Annotated in this window: 18 protein-coding genes; 9 read left to right on the top strand and 9 right to left on the bottom strand. The window is 59.6% G+C overall.

Annotated elements, in window-relative coordinates:
- Positions 1-14: 14 nt before the first annotated feature.
- Both AC2FI8_RS04300 and AC2FI8_RS04295 read left to right on the top strand, forming a co-directional pair.
- Positions 15-830 (top strand): SDR family oxidoreductase, encoded by an 816-nt coding sequence (locus tag AC2FI8_RS04300; RefSeq protein WP_496777360.1) that lies wholly within the window; start codon positions 15-17, stop codon positions 828-830.
- 87 nt (positions 831-917) lie between these two features.
- A complete protein-coding gene (locus AC2FI8_RS04295) occupies positions 918-1,649 on the top strand; it encodes a cyclic nucleotide-binding domain-containing protein (protein WP_496734934.1) in 732 nt (243 codons plus the stop codon).
- A 6-nt stretch (positions 1,650-1,655) separates the two neighbouring features.
- Here AC2FI8_RS04295 and AC2FI8_RS04290 read toward each other — a convergent pair whose 3' ends face one another.
- From AC2FI8_RS04290 to AC2FI8_RS04260, 7 genes are all read right to left on the bottom strand, one after another.
- Entirely contained in the window at positions 1,656-2,960 is a 1,305-nt protein-coding gene (locus AC2FI8_RS04290; RefSeq protein ID WP_496777358.1) for a M16 family metallopeptidase, read from the bottom strand.
- Positions 2,957-4,297, bottom strand: a complete 1,341-nt coding sequence (locus AC2FI8_RS04285; RefSeq protein WP_496777356.1) for a M16 family metallopeptidase — start codon at positions 4,295-4,297, stop codon at positions 2,957-2,959. Before AC2FI8_RS04285 ends, AC2FI8_RS04290 begins: the two co-directional genes overlap by 4 nt.
- Before the next feature lie 81 nt (positions 4,298-4,378).
- The gene (locus AC2FI8_RS04280; RefSeq protein WP_496705650.1) at positions 4,379-4,897 is read right to left on the bottom strand and encodes a DUF3035 domain-containing protein; all 519 of its coding nucleotides are present in this window, start codon (positions 4,895-4,897) and stop codon (positions 4,379-4,381) included.
- A gap of 50 nt (positions 4,898-4,947) precedes the next feature.
- Positions 4,948-5,418 (bottom strand): signal peptidase II, encoded by a 471-nt coding sequence (gene lspA, locus AC2FI8_RS04275; protein ID WP_496726341.1) that lies wholly within the window; start codon positions 5,416-5,418, stop codon positions 4,948-4,950.
- Positions 5,418-7,007 carry a bifunctional phosphoribosylaminoimidazolecarboxamide formyltransferase/IMP cyclohydrolase gene (gene purH, locus AC2FI8_RS04270; protein ID WP_496777354.1) on the bottom strand — a complete coding sequence of 530 codons (1,590 nt, stop codon included), beginning with the start codon at positions 7,005-7,007 and terminating at the stop codon, positions 5,418-5,420. Before purH ends, lspA begins: the two co-directional genes overlap by 1 nt.
- Positions 7,008-7,029: 22 nt before the next feature.
- Positions 7,030-8,769, bottom strand: a complete 1,740-nt coding sequence (locus tag AC2FI8_RS04265) for a heparinase II/III family protein (protein WP_496765421.1) — start codon at positions 8,767-8,769, stop codon at positions 7,030-7,032.
- Positions 8,770-8,859: 90 nt separating this feature from the next.
- The gene (locus AC2FI8_RS04260; protein WP_496777352.1) at positions 8,860-10,116 is read right to left on the bottom strand and encodes an RsmB/NOP family class I SAM-dependent RNA methyltransferase; all 1,257 of its coding nucleotides are present in this window, start codon (positions 10,114-10,116) and stop codon (positions 8,860-8,862) included.
- A gap of 89 nt (positions 10,117-10,205) precedes the next feature.
- Between AC2FI8_RS04260 and AC2FI8_RS04255 the strand changes: the two genes are divergently transcribed.
- A complete protein-coding gene (locus AC2FI8_RS04255) occupies positions 10,206-10,388 on the top strand; it encodes a DUF1674 domain-containing protein (RefSeq protein WP_496777349.1) in 183 nt (60 codons plus the stop codon).
- Between the two features lie 4 nt (positions 10,389-10,392).
- Here the strand turns inward: AC2FI8_RS04255 and AC2FI8_RS04250 are convergent, their stop codons facing one another.
- Positions 10,393-11,247: a LysR family transcriptional regulator gene (locus AC2FI8_RS04250; RefSeq protein ID WP_496777347.1), complete on the bottom strand. Its 855-nt coding sequence runs from the start codon at positions 11,245-11,247 to the stop codon at positions 10,393-10,395.
- 99 nt (positions 11,248-11,346) lie between these two features.
- Here AC2FI8_RS04250 and tmpA point away from each other — a divergent pair, with 99 nt between their 5' ends.
- From tmpA to AC2FI8_RS04230, 4 genes are all read left to right on the top strand, one after another.
- On the top strand, positions 11,347-12,483 hold the full coding sequence (tmpA, locus tag AC2FI8_RS04245) for a 2-trimethylaminoethylphosphonate dioxygenase (RefSeq protein ID WP_496777345.1): 1,137 nt from the start codon (positions 11,347-11,349) through the stop codon (positions 12,481-12,483).
- On the top strand, positions 12,480-13,070 hold the full coding sequence (gene tmpB, locus AC2FI8_RS04240) for a (R)-1-hydroxy-2-trimethylaminoethylphosphonate oxygenase (protein WP_496777343.1): 591 nt from the start codon (positions 12,480-12,482) through the stop codon (positions 13,068-13,070). The genes tmpA and tmpB overlap by 4 nt, the downstream gene beginning before the upstream one ends.
- Positions 13,067-13,735 carry an ureidoglycolate lyase gene (locus AC2FI8_RS04235; RefSeq protein ID WP_496777340.1) on the top strand — a complete coding sequence of 223 codons (669 nt, stop codon included), beginning with the start codon at positions 13,067-13,069 and terminating at the stop codon, positions 13,733-13,735. The genes tmpB and AC2FI8_RS04235 overlap by 4 nt, the downstream gene beginning before the upstream one ends.
- A gap of 107 nt (positions 13,736-13,842) precedes the next feature.
- The gene (locus AC2FI8_RS04230) at positions 13,843-14,700 is read left to right on the top strand and encodes a hypothetical protein (RefSeq protein WP_496777337.1); all 858 of its coding nucleotides are present in this window, start codon (positions 13,843-13,845) and stop codon (positions 14,698-14,700) included.
- A gap of 6 nt (positions 14,701-14,706) precedes the next feature.
- On the opposite strand, the gene dapB is transcribed toward AC2FI8_RS04230, so the two are convergent.
- A complete protein-coding gene (gene dapB, locus AC2FI8_RS04225) occupies positions 14,707-15,516 on the bottom strand; it encodes a 4-hydroxy-tetrahydrodipicolinate reductase (RefSeq protein WP_496777335.1) in 810 nt (269 codons plus the stop codon).
- Positions 15,517-15,607: 91 nt separating this feature from the next.
- On the opposite strand from dapB, the gene rbfA reads away from it, so the two are divergent.
- Together rbfA and AC2FI8_RS04215 are read left to right on the top strand one after the other, a co-directional pair.
- Positions 15,608-16,003, top strand: coding sequence for a 30S ribosome-binding factor RbfA (gene rbfA / locus AC2FI8_RS04220; RefSeq protein WP_058274960.1), 396 nt, complete (start codon positions 15,608-15,610; stop codon positions 16,001-16,003).
- Positions 16,000-16,737, top strand: coding sequence for a phosphodiester glycosidase family protein (locus AC2FI8_RS04215; RefSeq protein ID WP_496777333.1), 738 nt, complete (start codon positions 16,000-16,002; stop codon positions 16,735-16,737). The genes rbfA and AC2FI8_RS04215 overlap by 4 nt, the downstream gene beginning before the upstream one ends.
- The last annotated feature ends 39 nt before the right edge of the window (positions 16,738-16,776 follow it).

The following is a 16,776-nucleotide window of genomic DNA, read 5'->3' as shown; positions in this document are numbered from 1 at the left end:
CAAGGGAGGCCTACATGGACTTTTCAGGAAAAACCGTCGTCGTCATCGGCGGAACCAGCGGTATCAATCGCGGCATTGCCGAGGCCTTTGCGGCCTCGGGTGCCAAACTGGCCGTCGCCAGCCGGTCGCAGGAAAAGGTCGATGACACTGTTGCCGCGCTGAAAGAAGCGGGCGCACAGGACGCCATCGGCGCGGCGTTCGATGTACGTGACCCGGAGGCCGTGGCAAACGGGCTGAAACAGTTCCACGACACGTTCGGTGACTTCGACGTGCTGGTATCGGGCGCGGCGGGCAACTTCCCGGCATTGGCGGCAGAGATGTCGGTCAATGCGTTTAAGACCGTGATCGATATCGACCTAATGGGCACGATCCACGTGATGAAGGGGGCCTATCCTTTCCTCAAGCGTCCGGGTGCCAGCATCATCAACATCTCGGCCCCGCAATCCTATCTGCCCTATGAAGGTCAGTCCCACGTCTGCGCCGCAAAGGCAGGCGTGGATCAAATCACCCGCACCCTGTCGATGGAATGGGGTGTCGAGGGTATCCGTGTGAACTCGGTCGTGCCGGGCTTTATCGAAGGCACTGAAGGGGCCAAGCGTTTGGCCCCTACGCCAGATGCCGGAGAAGCGTTGCGCAAGGATGTCCCCTTGGGCCGTTGGGGTCAGCCGCAGGACGTGGCGAACGCCTGTATGTTCCTAAGTTCTGATCTGGCCAGCTATATCAGCGGCACGGTTCTGGCCGTCGATGGCGCGTTGTACCAGCGTGGTTCTGGCAAGTTCGGACAGATGATGGGGCAAATGTTGCGCGCGCAGGCGAAAGCACGCTCATAAAACCCATTAACCTGTGAGGTTGTTCATTTACGGTTTCACTTAATTGGCACAGCGTAAGACCCATTCATTGCGAGGGTGGGTCCTTACATGCTGAATAGTCCATTTGAATTTACCGAGTTTGTCGAATTGGCCACCATGATCGGCGTGGCCGGTGCTGGCCTTTACATTCTGAACTACTTTTTACTGCAAATCGGCATAGTCCGCGGCAATGGCGTGCTCTACCCGGTTCTAGTTATCGTTGCTGCAACCTGCGTTCTGATCAGCATGGTTGAAGAATTCAATCTTGCCGGTTCGATCATACAGATGGCCTATATCGCGATCTCGGTCATCGGATTGCTGCGCGGATACCTTTCGCGGCATCTCATTCGCTTTTCCGCAGCCGAGCGCCAGTTCATCTCGCACCATCTTGGGTCACTGAAACCGCATCATGCCCGAAAGCTATTGAACACTGCGTCGGTTCAGGAGTTCGCCAAAGGCGACATTCTGATCGAAGAAGCCAGAACAACAGATTTCCTTGGCTATGTCCTGAGCGGGCGAACAACCATCCTTCAAAATGGTCAGGTCATCAATATTTGCGGCTCGGACGAGACACTGGGAGAGCTGACATTCGGCCTTGGCCTACCCGCAACGGCCACCGTCATCGCCTCAGAGCCGACAACCTGCCTGGTGTTCGACAATTTCCGTCTGTCGCGCCTGCTACGCCGCAACCGGCATATCGACGACGCGCTTAAAGCCGCGCATTTCAGGCACGCGCGGCAAAAGCTTCTGAGCAGCAACAAGCATACGCTTCGGGCACAGAAACGGCCCGTCGCGGCCTGAACGGGTTTAGCCGTCCAGACCCTCGGGCTTGCCGACAATGGTGAAATGAAGCCCGTCAGGGTCCAGCAATTCGCTGGCGACCCGGTTGATCTCTTCCAGCGTGATCGCATTCACCTTGTCGTTGCGGGTGGCGATATAGTCGATGGGCAGGTCTTCCATCTGCATCCCGACCATGATCCCCGCAATCTGGCCATTGCCGTCAAACCTCAGCGGGTAAGCGCCCGTCAGGTAGGTTTTGGCATCGTCCAGTTCTTTCTGGGTCACACCTTCGGATGCGGCCCGTGCCCACTCGTCACGGATCACTTCGACCGCTTCGGCAATGCGATCATTGCTGGATGACACGGATCCCAGATAGACCGAGGCCAGATCCTTGGGCACCAGGTAAGTGCCGACGCCATAGGTCAAGCCGCGCTTCTCTCTTACCTCCTGCATCAGGCGGCTTTCAAACCCGCCCCCGCCAAGGATGTGGTTCAGGATAAAGGCGGCAAAGAAATCGGGATCATCGCGGTCAATGCCCGCATGTCCGAACAGGGCCACAGATTGCGGCGTGTCGAACTCGACCACGCTCACGCCACCAGGAATGGACACATCGGCACGTTCAGGGATCGGCTTGCCTGTTTCCGGTAGGTCGGCCAGCAGTTTATCCAGCAACGCGCCCAATTCTTCGGGGGTGATGTCACCCACCGCGCCTATATACATCCGGTCTTTGGCAAAGACATCCTGATACGCTGTGACCACGTCTTCGCGCGTCAGGGCTGTCACGCTTTCGATCGTGCCTTTGCCTTCTGTGCCATAGGGGTGATCGCCATAGGCCATGCGCGCAAAGTTACGACCCGCAATGTCATTCGGGTCGGTTTGATCGGATTTAAGGCCGGACAGTACCTGCGCCTTTACCCGATCCACCGCATCCTGATCAAAGCGGGGTTCGTGAATTGTGGTGCGCAGCAGGTCGATCACGTCGTCCCGGTTTTCAGTCAGGAACTGCGCGGTGATCGACACTGTGTCATCAGTTGCATTGTACCGGAACGAGGCCGCCAGCGATTCCAGCTCACGCGCATAGGTGCGGGCATCCATGTCGCCTGCGCCTTCCTCAATCAGGCCGCTCATCAGGTAGACCGCACCGCGTTTGTCCGCGTCATCCAGCGATGTGCCGCCGCGAAAACGCAGCTCCAGCGCGGTGAAGGGGATTGAGTGATCCTCGACTAGCCATGCGGTGATACCACCCGGAGAAGTAACCTCTTCGATCTCGATATCGGCCCACGCGGGCAAAGCGAAAACGAACGCGATCAGAGTTGCGAAAATCCGTTTCATTGCGTCACCTCATCATCGCGCATCAACCAACCGGTGACCGATGTTTCCGGCTGTATCACCTCGCGCGCGGCGGCGATAATCTCTTCCCCGGTGACAGCCTGCAGAATATCGGGCCAGGCCTGCACATCCTCGACCGTCAGACCACTGGTCAGAGCGCGACCATAGCGGTTGCCAATCCCATCCACATTGTCGCGCGCATAGGTCTGCGAAGCCCGCAGCTGCATCTTGATCCGGTCAAGGTCTTCTTCATTCACACCCTCAGCGATGAAGTCGGCAACCGCCTGATCCATTGCATCCTCGGCCTCTTGCAAAGATACACTGGCGGCTGGAACAACCAGAAGGTCAAAGGTCGTATCATCCAGCGAGACACCCCGGTAGAACGCCCCGGTGTAGACAACCTTCTGCTGCTCGAACTGCAGCTTTTCGTTCAGGTAGGATGTCGTGCTTCCACCCAACAGTTCTGCCAACAGAAACAGAGCAGCTGCCTTCTCCTGTTCGCCCGGATCACGTTCGGGGGCCAGATAACTACGCTGAACATAAGGCTGCGACACGCGCGCATCCTTGTAAGTAAGACGGCGTTCTGCCGTTTGCGGCGGTTCCTGTGACCGGACCCGTTCGGGTAAGTCAGGGTTGGCGGGGATCACACCGTAATATTGCTCGGCCAGCGATTTGACCTCGTCTGGTTCGACATCACCGGTGACGACCAGAATGGCGTTATTGGGCGCATAATGGGTCTGGTAGAAGGACAGCGCGTCCTCCATGTCCAGCGTCTCCATCTCGTGGCGCCAGCCGATGATTGGCACGCCGTAGCGATGGTTGAGGTACTGCGACGCGCTCATCTGTTCACCGAACAGCGCACGCGGGCTGTTGTCGGTGCGCTGGTTGCGTTCCTCAAGGATCACGTCGCGTTCAGTGACAATATCATCTTCGCTCAGGCGGATATTGCGCATCCGGTCCGCCTCCATCCGCATCATCAATTCCAGCCGGTCAGCAGCGACGCGTTGGAAATAAGCGGTGTAGTCATATGATGTGAAGGCGTTGTCGGTGCCGCCATTGGCCGCAACGGTGGCGGAAAATTCGCCCGGGGCCAAAGTGTCAGTGCCTTTGAACAGCAGATGCTCAAGGAAATGCGCCACACCCGATGATCCTACGGGTTCATCCGCCGACCCGGCGCGATACCACACCATATGCTGCACAACAGGCGCGCGGTGGTCTTCGATCACGACGACATCCATGCCGTTGTCCAGCGTAAATGTAGTCACGGCCTCGTGCCCCTCGCTTGCGGCAAGAGGTGTTGCGGCGATCAGGGCAGCCAACAGTGCCAGGGCCCGAACCATAGGGCGTCCTCCGTTTGATTTATGCTGTTCAAACTACGGTTGCGCCGCGCGGGTTCAAGGCTAATGACGAAAAGTTAAAGATTATTCATCTACCGGTGGCGCCGATGGTGTTTCGATCCCGGCTTGGCGTGCAGCCTCATTCTGACGGTCGGGGTTCAACGTTTCGCGGCGATAAACTTGCGAATAACGATCCACGTTGAACAAGCGCAAGCGCGTCAGGCGGCTCTGCTTTCTGCGGAACTCTGCATCCTCGGCATCAACCACCTGCCGGGCATTCGCCGGAACTCCATACCGGCTGGAGGCCGTCACAAGGGCCGCGTCCGTGGACGGGATGGCCGTATTTGCGTTCAGCGAAGATTCGTTCCCGCCAAGGGCAACGACAGCTTCCGCCTTAGGGTTCGGATCGGTCAGGTTATTCCCCCCCAGCGTAGGCGCAGGCAGGAACTTGTAATCCTTGGGCTGAGTCAGTGGTTTGACAGGCAGGACCGAGAATTCGTCCGGCCCCTGCCCGGGCGCTTCCAAGTGGCGCAATCCGATATCGGAACAGCCCGCAGCCGCAAAGGCCAATGTCAAAGCAAATATGGAACGCGGCAGCCGCATCAGAGTCTCCAGCCTGTTTCAGGCGCTTTTATCGCATTTCAAATGGCACGTCACGAGGCCTTTTTGCCTTCGAACAGCACCAGACCAATCGCTCCTGCAAAAATGAACACATCAGCAAGGTTGAACACGAAAGGGTTGTTGATGCCGCAACAGGACATGTTCAGGAAGTCCAGAACATAACCATAAAGCAGGCGATCCACGACGTTGCCCAGCGCCCCGCCAATCAGCAACCCGCCGCAAACCAGCATCAGTTTCGACGGAGCTGTGCGCATAAGCCAGATCAACACACCGATAGCGATGAGCATGGAAACACCGATCAACGCCCATCGGGCAGCATCGGTATTGCCTTGAAACAGGCCGAAATTGATGCCCCGATTCTCACCGTATTTGAACACCAGCAGCGGCGGTAGGACATCAATGTTCCCTTCGGCTACGCGCATCACGTGAACGACCAGATACTTGCTGATCTGGTCGATCAGTAACGCAGCCAGTGCGGCCCAGAGAAGCAGAAGATAGCGCATCAGTGGCGGAAGTGGCGCATGCCGGTAAAGACCATGGCCAACCCGGCCTCATCCGCGGCTGCGATCACCTCGTCATCGCGCATCGAGCCACCGGGCTGGATAACACAGGTTGCGCCGGCCTCGGCCGCTTCCATCAGACCGTCCGGGAATGGGAAAAACGCATCCGACGCCACGGCGGAACCGATTGTCAGTGGTTGGGCCAAGCCCAGAGCATCAGCCATACGCTCGGCTTTCTTCGCTGCAATCATCGCCGAGTCCAGGCGGCTCATCTGCCCGGCACCAACACCCACGGTTGCTCCGTCTTTGACATAGACGATGGCATTGGATTTGACGTGTTTCGCCACTTTCCACGCAAACAGAAGATCGCGCATCTGTTCCTCGGTCGGGGATTTCTTAGTGACGACCTTCAGGTCATCCAGGCCGACAAATCCGTTGTCCTTATCCTGCACCAGAAGGCCACCGGCTACCTGACGGACGGTTTTGCCACCTGTGGTCACATCTGGCAGGCCATCGGTTGTCAGCAGACGCAGGTTCTTTTTGGCGGCAAAGATTGCCTTGGCCTCATCCGACGCACCCGGAGCGATCACAACTTCGGTGAAAATTCCGGTGATTTCCTGCGCGGTTTCGGCATCCAGCGGCTGGTTCAGGGCAATGATCCCGCCAAAGGCCGAAGTGCGGTCACAATCAAACGCGGCTTTATAGGCCTCGATCAATGTCGCGCCCTTGGCAACACCGCAGGGGTTGGCATGTTTGATGATCGCGCAGGCTGCGCCTTGCGCCGGGTCGAACTCGGCCACCAGTTCAAATGCCGCGTCTGTGTCGTTGATGTTGTTGTAGCTCAGTTCCTTGCCCTGATGCTGCACTGCTGTCGCGACACCGGGGCGGTTGGTGCCATCGGTATAAAATGCTGCCTGCTGATGGCTGTTTTCGCCATAGCGCAGGGTCTGTTTCAACTCACCGGCAAAAGCGCGACGGCGCGGGGCCTCGGCGGCCAGCGCATCGGCCATCCAATTCGACACGGCCGCGTCATAGGCAGCGGTACGAGCATAGGCCGTCTGCGCCAGGTTCTGACGGAACGCATAGGATGTCTGCCCATCGTTAGCCGCCAGCTCAGCCAGCAGCAGGTCGTAATCCTGAACATCCACAACCACATTCACAAAAGCGTGGTTTTTCGAGGCCGCGCGGATCATCGCCGGGCCACCGATATCGATGTTTTCGATGCATTCGTCGTAACCCGCACCTTTGGCTACCGTGGCCTCGAACGGATAGAGGTTCACCACCAGCAGGTCGATCGCACCGATGCCATGTTCGTCCATCGCCGCCACGTGGCTGTCATTGTCGCGCAGGGCCAGCAGCCCGCCATGCACCATCGGATGCAGCGTTTTCACGCGGCCATCCATCATCTCGGGGAAGCCGGTAATCTCGCTGACATCCTTAACCGCAAGCCCTGCATCGCGCAGCGCCTTGGCTGTACCTCCGGTAGACAGCAATTCGACCCCACGCTCGGCCAGTGCCTTTCCCAGCTCGATCAGCCCGGTCTTGTCGGAAACGGAAAGCAACGCGCGGCGCACGGGGTGAAGATCGGTCATGGGGTCAAAGGTCCTTTTGGCGTCAGTCAAACTCGGGCTCGTCCCGGTGTATATCCCGCACGGCATAGGCTGTGTCCTGGGCCTTGCTCAGCGTCCACCGGATGCGCGTCGCATACTCCATTGCGCGGCCAGATAGAACGATCTGTTTTGTCGCGCGTGGTTTTAAACGCCCGTTTTCCAAATAAACGCTTGGTTCTACAGACAATTTTCCGACGCCGTCATGGCGAAAAACCCAGATCTCACCACTTTTCAGCGCCATCGACACCGCAGCGCCCCCCAGATCCAGTGCCGCATCCACGTCCGGATGCAGGTGAAACCGGATGTCAAAGGCGATGCCCTTCAGGCCCGAGGCGTCCATCGCCTTGTCAAATTGGCGCTTCGCCTTGTCGGTGGCCGTCAGCAGAATATCCTCGCAGGCCAGCTCACGCCCATCAAAGCGCAGCTCAAAGGTACGCGCATGAGTCAATCCGAAGACCTTGGTATACCCGTCATGCCCGGCCATGAATCGCGTGCCTTCAAAGGCATCCTCGAAATCAATGGGAACCTCATGCGGCGCATCCACCAGTGCCTCGCGTTCGACTCCCTGCGTCGGTGGCGCCAGCCGAGCGCTTGAATACCCATCAAGGCACAGTGTCGAATGCGACGGTGTCGCCCGACCCGCACGCCGCCATTCCGTCCCAAAGCTTTCGCCCGATCCGCAATTGACCACCAGTGGTCTGCGGCCCGACGTCAGTTCGAAAGCGAGGGTCGAAGCATGGGCGTTGTATGACGCCGCCCCCTTGGGTGGAGTGGCGGCATCCACAATCACGCTGGTTCTGGCCGCATAAAGTCGGGCAAATCCCATGGACAGCCCCGTGGTGTGATGTGGCCTGACACCGCTTTGCGCCAGTGCCTGATCCAAACGCCCTTCGACACCGCGCCCACCGCCGTGAAACCGGGCCAAAGCCCCGTCCGCATGGCGCAGGCTGCGCAAGGTGGGGGCCATGCGTTTGATGGCACTTGCCTGCGCCCCGGGCGTGCCCCGGCCCAACGCGCTGAGCGCAGCCGAGGTCCATGAAAGCAGCATAAAGACCTCAAGCAGCTCTTCGGGGTTGCGGGTTGGGATACCGCCCTGTTCGTCTACCTGACTGTCACACTCGCGTGCCAAAGCACGAAGGGCAGGATCAGCCATTTGCTCCAACCCCTCCAGCGCCAGACCAGCCTGCACCAGCCCGGCAAGCGCCTCAAACCGGGGAAGACCGGGAGTCGCTGCCTTCCAGCGCTTGGACAAAAACCATGTCTGTTGGGCCAACGAACGAAAAAACATCCTGCTTTGGTGTTCATCTGCGCCGCGCAACAGGAAAATCGCATGGTTGATCCAGCGTATAACGCGTCGACCGGTCAGATCAGGTGCCCAGCCCGGCCCCTGACCGCGGCCATGCGCGTTAATCCAGCCCCAGACCCACCGCTGGGCCTTTTCACGCGCGCGCATATCGCCAACAGCCGCCAGATCGTCGAGCCAGGCAAAGCCGTGGCGTTCATTGTCAAACCCGGTACTGGGCGCGGTCACATCCCACAGCTCGGTATCCTGAGCTTCGACCAGATAGCCTGCGAACAGCAGATTTCCGGCGACCAACTGACGCCCGCGCGCAAATGAGCCGACCGTGCGTGGCTCCGGATCGCCAACAAACCCCGAGACCGCTTTGCGTCGCTGACTGAGCCGCGCGTAGAGACGGTTCTGAAACCGTGTCCACTGGTTGGTCATGGTATCTGTCTTCGACATGACGCTCGTTACTCTGCCCCTTGCGCTCTGCTGGCGCCTGAGACCCAACGATAGACCGGGGCGATCGTCAAGTCATCGAAAAGCATGCAACTACGCCGATTTGTTCAGGCGCGCGATGTAGAACCCATCCATTCCACCAAGATCAGCCCAGTAATCGGGCCGCAGACGCAGGCCGCCTTCCTCGGTGATCCATTCGGACTCGATTCCGGCAATGTTCAAAGCCGCCCGGTCCACCGACATATCGGGGTGTTGGTCCAGCGCTTCTTCGACCTGCACCTCGCCCTCATCCGGCAGGAGAGAGCAAGTGCAATAGACCAGCCGCCCGCTGGGTTTCAGCAAGCTCCAGGCGTGGGCCAGCATCCGGGCCTGCAGCTCGATCAGCTCACCGAATTCCGATCCGTCTTTGGCAAAAGGCAAGTCAGGGTGCCTGCGGATCGTTCCCGTGGCAGAACACGGCGCGTCCAAAAGGATGGCGTCATACTGGCCCTGATGTTCAAGCGCGTCGCCCGCGACGACAGTGGCAGTCAGTCCGGTGCGTTTGAGGTTCTCATGCACCCGCGCCAATCGCGATTCAGAGACGTCGAGCGCCGTAACATCGGCCCCAGCCGCCGCCAGTTGCAGTGTTTTTCCACCCGGAGCGGCACAAAGGTCGAGGATTTTTTCGCCCGATTTCGGAGCAAGTATGCGCACTGGAATAGCGGCCGCCGCGTCCTGCACCCACCAATCACCTTTGCCATAGCCCGGAAGGGCGGTGACCTGACCGGCATCGTGCAGCCGCATCGAACCGGTAGGCAGGGCCTCACCCGGTCCGCTGGCGCCCGGCTTCACAGACAGGTCAAGCGGTGCGCCAGCAAATTGCGCCTTTTCCATTCCCACGATTGCATCCTCACCCCATGCCATGATCAGCGGATCACGCAGCCATTCGGGCAAACGCGGCACGCGCATTTTGGGCCATGCATCGGGGCCTTCGGCGGCCACTTTGCGCAACACGGCATTCACTAGGCCTTTCAGCCGCCCGTGCTTGCGTGAACGCCCTACGATGTCGACCATTGAATTCACAACACCATGTGCCGCTTCACCGTGGCACAGCTCGACCGCGCCAAGGCGCAGGGCGTTATGCACGGTCAAAGCCGGCGTGCGGTTCAGGTGGTTTTCCAGCAGACGATCCGCACGCTCCAATCCGCGCAGGGTTTCCAGCGTCAGGCGTTGCGCCCGCGCGCGATCTTCAGGGGCCAACCGGTCCAGCGCGCCTGCGGCCAGACATTCGGAAAGCAGGCGCCCTTCGCCCAGTATCTGATCCAGCAGATAGATCGCGCTGCGTCGGGCCGCTGTTGCGTTGTCGGACATGGAATCGCCTTTGAATAAATCCTCGCCCGCATTGCCAATGGCGGACGCGGGCGTATATCAAGCCCATGCACGGAAAGGAACCCGATGTCATGAGTGACGACCGCAAAGACCTGCCACCCGCCGCCCAGCGCGCCCTTGCCGAAGCTGAAGAGCGGCGCCGCAAAGCCGAGGCTGAGGCAAAAGATATGCCCAAGGAACTGGGCGGTCGCGACGGCCCCGATCCGGCCCGGTACGGCGATTGGGAGAAGAAGGGCATAGCGATCGATTTCTGATCACCTATCCCCGCAAGGCTTCCAGAAAATCCGCTATCAGAGCACGCTGCTTCTTCGATTTCGCCCGATCTTCGGGCCAGGTCAGCCAATACCCATCCTTCGTTTTCAGCTCTGGTAGGCGTAACCGGCGCAACCGTCCGTCCTGCAGATCCGCCTTGGCCAAGGGCACCGACCCCAACGCTACGCCCATGCCCTGACGTGCCGCAGACAACGCGTGTTCCATTGAATCGAAGCTGATGTTCGACGTAGTCACATCGCCCTGATCTGCCTTTCGCGCCCAATCTCGCCACCCCGGTCGTTCTCCGCGCAGATCAATCAAAGGCGCGCCCCATTCCACGCCCGGTGCCGCCATAGGCACCAGCACTTCAGCTGCAATCAATTCGGAATCCCGCCCCGGCCAAGCGCCCCGACCATAACGGATCTGTAGCCATGTCCGCTCTTCATCCAGCGACGACCGCCGCGCCACGGAATCGGTCAGAACACGCACCTTCGGCTGCATCTCCTGAAACCGGGCAAGACTTGGCACCACAAGCGCATGGATGTGCGATGACAAACCGGCCACCCGCAATTCGCGCGGGGATTTTCCAAACAGATCCTCGGTATTGCGTTCAAGCGCCTGCAAACTGTCTTGCACCAGCGGCAGATAGCTTTCTCCTTCGACAGTCAATGACACGCCACGCGCCTCACGCACAAACAATGTTCGACCCAGCCAGGCTTCAAGGTTGCCGATCCGCTGGCTTACGGCCGCTTGTGTCAGACCAAATTCCCTCGCCGCTGCGGAAAACCCGCCCAGACGCCCCGCCGCCTCAAAAACGCGCAGCCAGTCCAAGGGTGGCAACCCGATCTTTTTCTTAGCCATAAGTTTTTCCAAGCCTCAGCAGAAAGAAGGATTAATTGTCGTAATGCCACAAGGGGCGTATCTCCTCAACCAAAGCCCGCGCTGAACAGGAGACCCCCCATGCTGCGCTTTGCCACCCATGACGCCTCGGTTGTGACCGTAGAATTCGACACCGGCACAAAGGCTCGCTTTCACGCCATCTGGCTACGCGACAACGCGCTGGACCCCGAAACCCGCGCGCCCGGCAATGGCCAACGTCTGATCACCATCGGCGATATCCCCTCAGACATTTCGGTCAGCGCCGCCGAAATCAGCAATGGTGATCTGACAGTCACCTTTCAGCCAGAAGGCAAGATTGTCACCTTTCCCGCCGACTGGCTGGCCGAGCACAGCTATGACCGCGATCAAAACCGCCCCATGGGTCGGACGGCTCCCGGCATCACCACCTGGGGACGCGGCATCGACGCGCCCAGCGCAGATTGGGACGAGGTCCACGCCAATCCCGTCGCCAAGCGTGGCTGGCTGGCTGCGGTGGCCGAATACGGCTTTGCCAAACTGACCGGCGGACCGACCGAGCCGGAATCCCTGCTGAAAGTCGCTGATCTGTTCGGCTATGTCCGCCAAACCAACTACGGCCCCTATTTTGAGGTCCGGACCGAGGTGAACCCGACCAACCTCGCCTATACCGGCCTTGGTCTGCAGGCGCATACCGACAACCCCTATCGTGATCCGGTTCCGACGCTGCAAATTCTGTATTGCCTGGAAAACAGTGCCGAGGGTGGTGATTCCATCGTGGTTGACGGCTTCCGCGCTGCTGAAAAACTGCACGAACAGAACCCGGAAGGTTTTGCCTTGCTGGCAGGCTATCCCGCCCGGTTCGAATACAAGGGCTCGGACGGTATCTGCCTGCGCTCACGCCGCCCGATGATCGAGCTATCGCCAGATGGTGAATTGGTCGGTATCCGGTTCAACAATCGCTCATCCGCGCCGTTCGTCGACGTGCCCTTTGATCAGATGGAGGCCTACTACGCCGCCTATCGCCAATTGGGCGAGATCATCGACGACCCCGCCATGGGCGTGTCGTTCAAACTGGAACCGGGTGAGAGCTTCATCGTCGACAACACCCGCGTTCTGCATGCCCGTCTGGGCTATTCCGGCGCGGGTTCGCGCTGGTTACAGGGCTGCTATGCCGACAAGGACGGGTTGCTGTCCACATTGGCCGCGATGGAAATGAGTCAACCGGAGGCCGCAGAATGAAGCCCGATTTCTCGACCCTGAGCCGGGACAATATCGTGGCTTTCATCGGCGATATCTTCGACCGCCGCGGCGGTGAGGAATATCTGGGTGAGCCCGTCACCATGGCTGAACACATGTTGCAAGGTGCAACGATCGCCGAGCAGAACGGCCAGCCCGAGGAAATCATCGTCGGCGCGTTGCTGCACGATATCGGCCATTTCACCTCCGAGTTCGGCACTTATCACCCGGATGATACCGAGGACCGTCATCACGAGGATGCGGGCGCTGAGGTGCTGGAACAGTTCTTCCCCTCGGTCATCACCGATTGCTGCCGCTATCACGTGGCGGCCAAGCGGTATCTCTGCGCCACCAAGCCTGAATATTTCAACCGCCTGTCCACCGCTTCGGTCCATACGCTGGAATTGCAGGGCGGGCCGATGAGCGCTGAGGAGGTCGCAGAGTTCGAGAGTAATCCGAACCTGAAAGAGATCATTCAGGTGCGCTATTTGGACGAGGCGGGCAAACGGGCTGACATGGAAACCCCCGATTTCACCCATTTCGCACCGATGGTGCAGCGCATGATCGACAGGCATCTGGGGGCGTCATGAGTGCACCGGAATACATCTTCGAGGCCAGCTCGAAACCGTCACTGCCGTGGCACGAGGTTCCGCTGATCCGGGCCACGGACACGTCGGTCAAAAGCTATGGCTGTCTGGTTGATGACCCCGATACCTTCGAGATTGAAATCGCTCGCTGGCCCCAACAAGGCTGGCGCCAGATTGACGAAGGAACCGGCGACGAGGGCGGCTGGGTCGAAGGCACGTTCAAATGCGATTGGCAGGGTGACGTGCTTTATGGTGAGAACGAGGCCGTCAAAGGCCACTATGTTCTGGGTTGGTCCGCTGATCCACAACAGGTGCAGACCGACCTGCAGACGGCACCGCGCGATCAGGTTCTACTGTGGCACATGAACTACCACCCCGATGGCGGGCAGATGTTCTGGCCGCTGGACAACAAGCCCTTCATCGTGCCTGTCGCGCTGCCCGGCGACAACCTGACGCCAGATAAGGTGGTGGCTTTCTGGTGTGATGGTACGCGTGGCCTCTATATTCATCCCGGCATCTGGCACGAAGGGATATTCCCCGTCGAAGACAACCAGCGTTTCCTCGACCGGCAAGGCAAGGTTCACGCCCGTGTCAGCGCCGATATCGGCAAGGAGTTCGGAGTTTACCTTGCCTGCCCGCTCCGGGTCGACAAAATCAAGGACCTATGAAGTACAGGGCAAAACGCCAGTATCGCGCATTTTCACAATCCCTTAACCGTTGGCGGCCACATCTGTGATACGCTCGACAGTGTCCAACTCAAAAGGGGAGGGCTCTGATGGGATTGAATAGGCGTCGAGTGGTTCAGCTTGGAACCGCAGCAACGGTCGGAACGCTGTTTCCGGGCGTCGGGTCTGCTGCCACTGACCAGAATGACACGTTCGAACAGGAGTTCGCAAACACGCTCAATCAACTGAGAACCGCGTCCTCCGAGCTTGGTTTTAATGAGGCTGAGTCCCTGTCGCTGGCCTCGGGGGTCGACGACTATAACGGCGGATTGCGGCATGATTTCGATCAGTCCGTTCTCCCTTCGGGTGCTTATGTGATTCAGCCGCTGGCGCGCGTCGCGGACGTTGATGAAAAATCACGCGCAGACGTGTTGCCGATGTTTCACGAGGTCGGCTGTCATCCCGCTGATGCTGATGGGCAAGCCATGACCCGGCTGATGATGCAAATTCTGACTCAGAGCTTTGGCCTCGACCCGTCCCGCATCGCATTTGTCAGTGTGCCGCAAGCCGATGACATGCGCCCGGTGCTGGACGCGTTAGGCTTGCCATTCACCGAAAAGGTTCTGTTGCGCGATGAGGCCGAGGCATTGGCTGCACGCGATGCCTCGGGCTTTTTCTTCCCCGACCCATTTGGTGATGAGTACCTTGTGACAATGGGCGTCTACTATCGGCTGGGCGGCACGGATGAAACGGCCCCCACCGCTTACCCGCCGTCGGACAACTGGACCGAAATCGGTGAGGTTGTGATTGGCGGGCAGGCAGCACCCCTTGGCATATCCATAGGGGCCGAACGCCTGACTTATGCGCGTACAGGCCAATACCCGACCTGGGATCAGCGACTAGGCGCACTGTTTTCCAGGATCGAGGACGAGGGCGCCGAACCGCCCGGTCTTGCGGCGTTCCGTTAGAGGCGCTTAAAGTCCCAGCACATCCACCATGTCATACTGACCAGGCACTTTGCCCTGCCCCCACAGTGCCGCCTTCAAAGCGCCACGGGCAAAGATGGCGCGGTCGGTGGCCAAATGGCGCAGGACGATGCGCTCTCCGGGGGCGGCGAACAGGACGTCGTGCTCACCCACAATGTCGCCGCCGCGAATGGCGTGGAAGCCGATGTCGCCCCGCTTGCGCGCGCCGGTGATGCCGTCGCGGCCCCGGTCAGACACATCTTCCAGCTTCACGCCGCGCCCTTCGGCAGCGGCCTCGCCCAGCATCAATGCTGTGCCCGACGGGGCGTCGACCTTGTGGTGATGGTGCCCTTCGATCACTTCGATGTCGAAATCCTCATCCAGTGCAGCCGCGACTTTCTTGGTCAGTTGCACCAGCAGATTGACGCCAAGACTCATGTTCCCCGCGCGCACGATGACTGCATGGCGTGAGGCTGGTTCCAGCGCGGCGATCTGTTCATCCGACATGCCAGTGGTGCCGATCACATGCACGCAGCGGGCTTGCGCGGCCAGTGCCGCAAACTCCAGCGTCGCCTCGGGCGCGGTGAAATCGATTACGGCTTGCGCCTGCGCAAACGCCTCCAGCGGATCATCGGTGACATTCACACCCAGCGCCTGACCGCCCATCGCCTCGCCCACATCCTGACCGATCCAGTCATGACCCGTCCGCTCGACCACGCCCACCAGACGCGCCTGATCGCTGTCGGTCACTGTCTTGATCAGCATCTGCCCCATACGGCCCGAAGCCCCTGTGATGACGATCCCCGGAATATGGGTCATTGCGCTGGTCCTTTTGTTGAATTCGGCTCAAAGCCTCCTACCCGGTTCGCGCCCGCTTGGCAAAGCCCTGCTTTGCGCTTAGATCGGGGATATGGCAAAGAACAAATTTCACGATGGCCCCGGCCCGTCCCAACGACAGCTGCGCGTCGGCGAACTGATCCGCCGCACCCTGTCCGAAGTTCTGGCACGCGGAGATGTCCACGACCCCGACCTGAACCGCATGTCAATCACCGTCGGCGAGGTGCGCACCTCGCCCGATCTGAAGATCGCCACCGCCTATGTGCTTCCCTTGGGCGGCAAGGGGCAGGAGGATGTGATCGCGCTGCTGGCGCGCAACAAGGGTGAATTGCGGCGGGCGGTCGGCAAGAAGGTCGGTCTGAAATTCTCACCCGATCTGCGGTTCCGGCTGGATGACACGTTTGACCGAATGGATGACACCCGCCGCATGTTCGATCAGGACGCGGTGCGCCGCGATCTGGACGAGTGATCCGCGCAATTGTCATTTTGGGCGCGGTCTTCTGGGCCGCGCAGGCCTCAGCGGTCACATGCGAGAAGGTGACCCATGAGGACAAGCGGTACACCATCTGCGAGGTGGATGCCGCCAGCGAAGAGTTGCGCCTCTTCCTCAATGATGAAGACGGTAAGGTGCTGGGCCATTTCTCATCGGTGAACGAGACCCTGGCGCCACAGGGAAAGCGTCTGGCATTTGCCATGAACGCGGGCATGTATCATGACGACCGCTCGCCAGTCGGGCATTACGTCGAAGACGGTCAGGAACAGATGCGCGTGATCCCCAATGCCGGGCCGGGCAATTTCGGTTTGTTGCCGAACGGAGTGTTTTGCATCCGCGAAGGCCGCGCCGACGTGTTTGAGACATTGGATTATGTGGATCAGGCCCCGCAGTGCCGTTTCGCCACGCAATCCGGCCCTATGCTGGTCATCGACGGGGAATTGCACCCGCGATTCCTGCCCGATTCGACCTCGCGCTATGTCCGCAACGGCGTTGGTACCAGCGCGGATGGGAAACGGGCAGTTTTTGCGATTTCGGATGACTATGTCACCTTTCATGAGTTCGGCAGCCTGTTCCGGGATGTGCTGGAAACGCCAAATGCTCTGTTTTTCGACGGCAATATCTCCCGGATGTATGAACGCGCGGGAAACCGGTCGGATGTCGGGTTTTCGCTTGGCCCGATTGTGGGCGTGGTCGAAGATACGCCCTGAAATTGACAGCGGCAGAGCGATCCGCTAGGTCGCGCGCCT

Source organism: Ruegeria sp. CDSB029 (assembly GCF_059611125.1).
This window is presented reverse-complemented; position numbering and strand designations above follow the sequence as displayed.

Bases quoted from the DNA above. Each gene is read 5' to 3' on its own strand.
- AC2FI8_RS04250 (WP_496777347.1), bottom strand. From the start codon at position 11,247: ATGGCTAAGAAAAAGATCGGGTTGCCACCCTTGGACTGGCTGCGCGTT.
- tmpB (WP_496777343.1), top strand. From the start codon at position 12,480: ATGAAGCCCGATTTCTCGACCCTGAGCCGGGACAATATCGTGGCTTTC.
- AC2FI8_RS04290 (WP_496777358.1), bottom strand. From the start codon at position 2,960: ATGAAACGGATTTTCGCAACTCTGATCGCGTTCGTTTTCGCTTTGCCC.
- AC2FI8_RS04255 (WP_496777349.1), top strand. From the start codon at position 10,206: ATGAGTGACGACCGCAAAGACCTGCCACCCGCCGCCCAGCGCGCCCTT.
- tmpA (WP_496777345.1), top strand. From the start codon at position 11,347: ATGCTGCGCTTTGCCACCCATGACGCCTCGGTTGTGACCGTAGAATTC.
- AC2FI8_RS04235 (WP_496777340.1), top strand. From the start codon at position 13,067: ATGAGTGCACCGGAATACATCTTCGAGGCCAGCTCGAAACCGTCACTG.
- AC2FI8_RS04265 (WP_496765421.1), bottom strand. From the start codon at position 8,769: ATGTCGAAGACAGATACCATGACCAACCAGTGGACACGGTTTCAGAAC.
- dapB (WP_496777335.1), bottom strand. From the start codon at position 15,516: ATGACCCATATTCCGGGGATCGTCATCACAGGGGCTTCGGGCCGTATG.
- AC2FI8_RS04285 (WP_496777356.1), bottom strand. From the start codon at position 4,297: ATGGTTCGGGCCCTGGCACTGTTGGCTGCCCTGATCGCCGCAACACCT.
- lspA (WP_496726341.1), bottom strand. From the start codon at position 5,418: ATGCGCTATCTTCTGCTTCTCTGGGCCGCACTGGCTGCGTTACTGATC.
- AC2FI8_RS04280 (WP_496705650.1), bottom strand. From the start codon at position 4,897: ATGCGGCTGCCGCGTTCCATATTTGCTTTGACATTGGCCTTTGCGGCT.
- AC2FI8_RS04295 (WP_496734934.1), top strand. From the start codon at position 918: ATGCTGAATAGTCCATTTGAATTTACCGAGTTTGTCGAATTGGCCACC.
- AC2FI8_RS04260 (WP_496777352.1), bottom strand. From the start codon at position 10,116: ATGTCCGACAACGCAACAGCGGCCCGACGCAGCGCGATCTATCTGCTG.
- purH (WP_496777354.1), bottom strand. From the start codon at position 7,007: ATGACCGATCTTCACCCCGTGCGCCGCGCGTTGCTTTCCGTTTCCGAC.
- AC2FI8_RS04230 (WP_496777337.1), top strand. From the start codon at position 13,843: ATGGGATTGAATAGGCGTCGAGTGGTTCAGCTTGGAACCGCAGCAACG.
- rbfA (WP_058274960.1), top strand. From the start codon at position 15,608: ATGGCAAAGAACAAATTTCACGATGGCCCCGGCCCGTCCCAACGACAG.
- AC2FI8_RS04300 (WP_496777360.1), top strand. From the start codon at position 15: ATGGACTTTTCAGGAAAAACCGTCGTCGTCATCGGCGGAACCAGCGGT.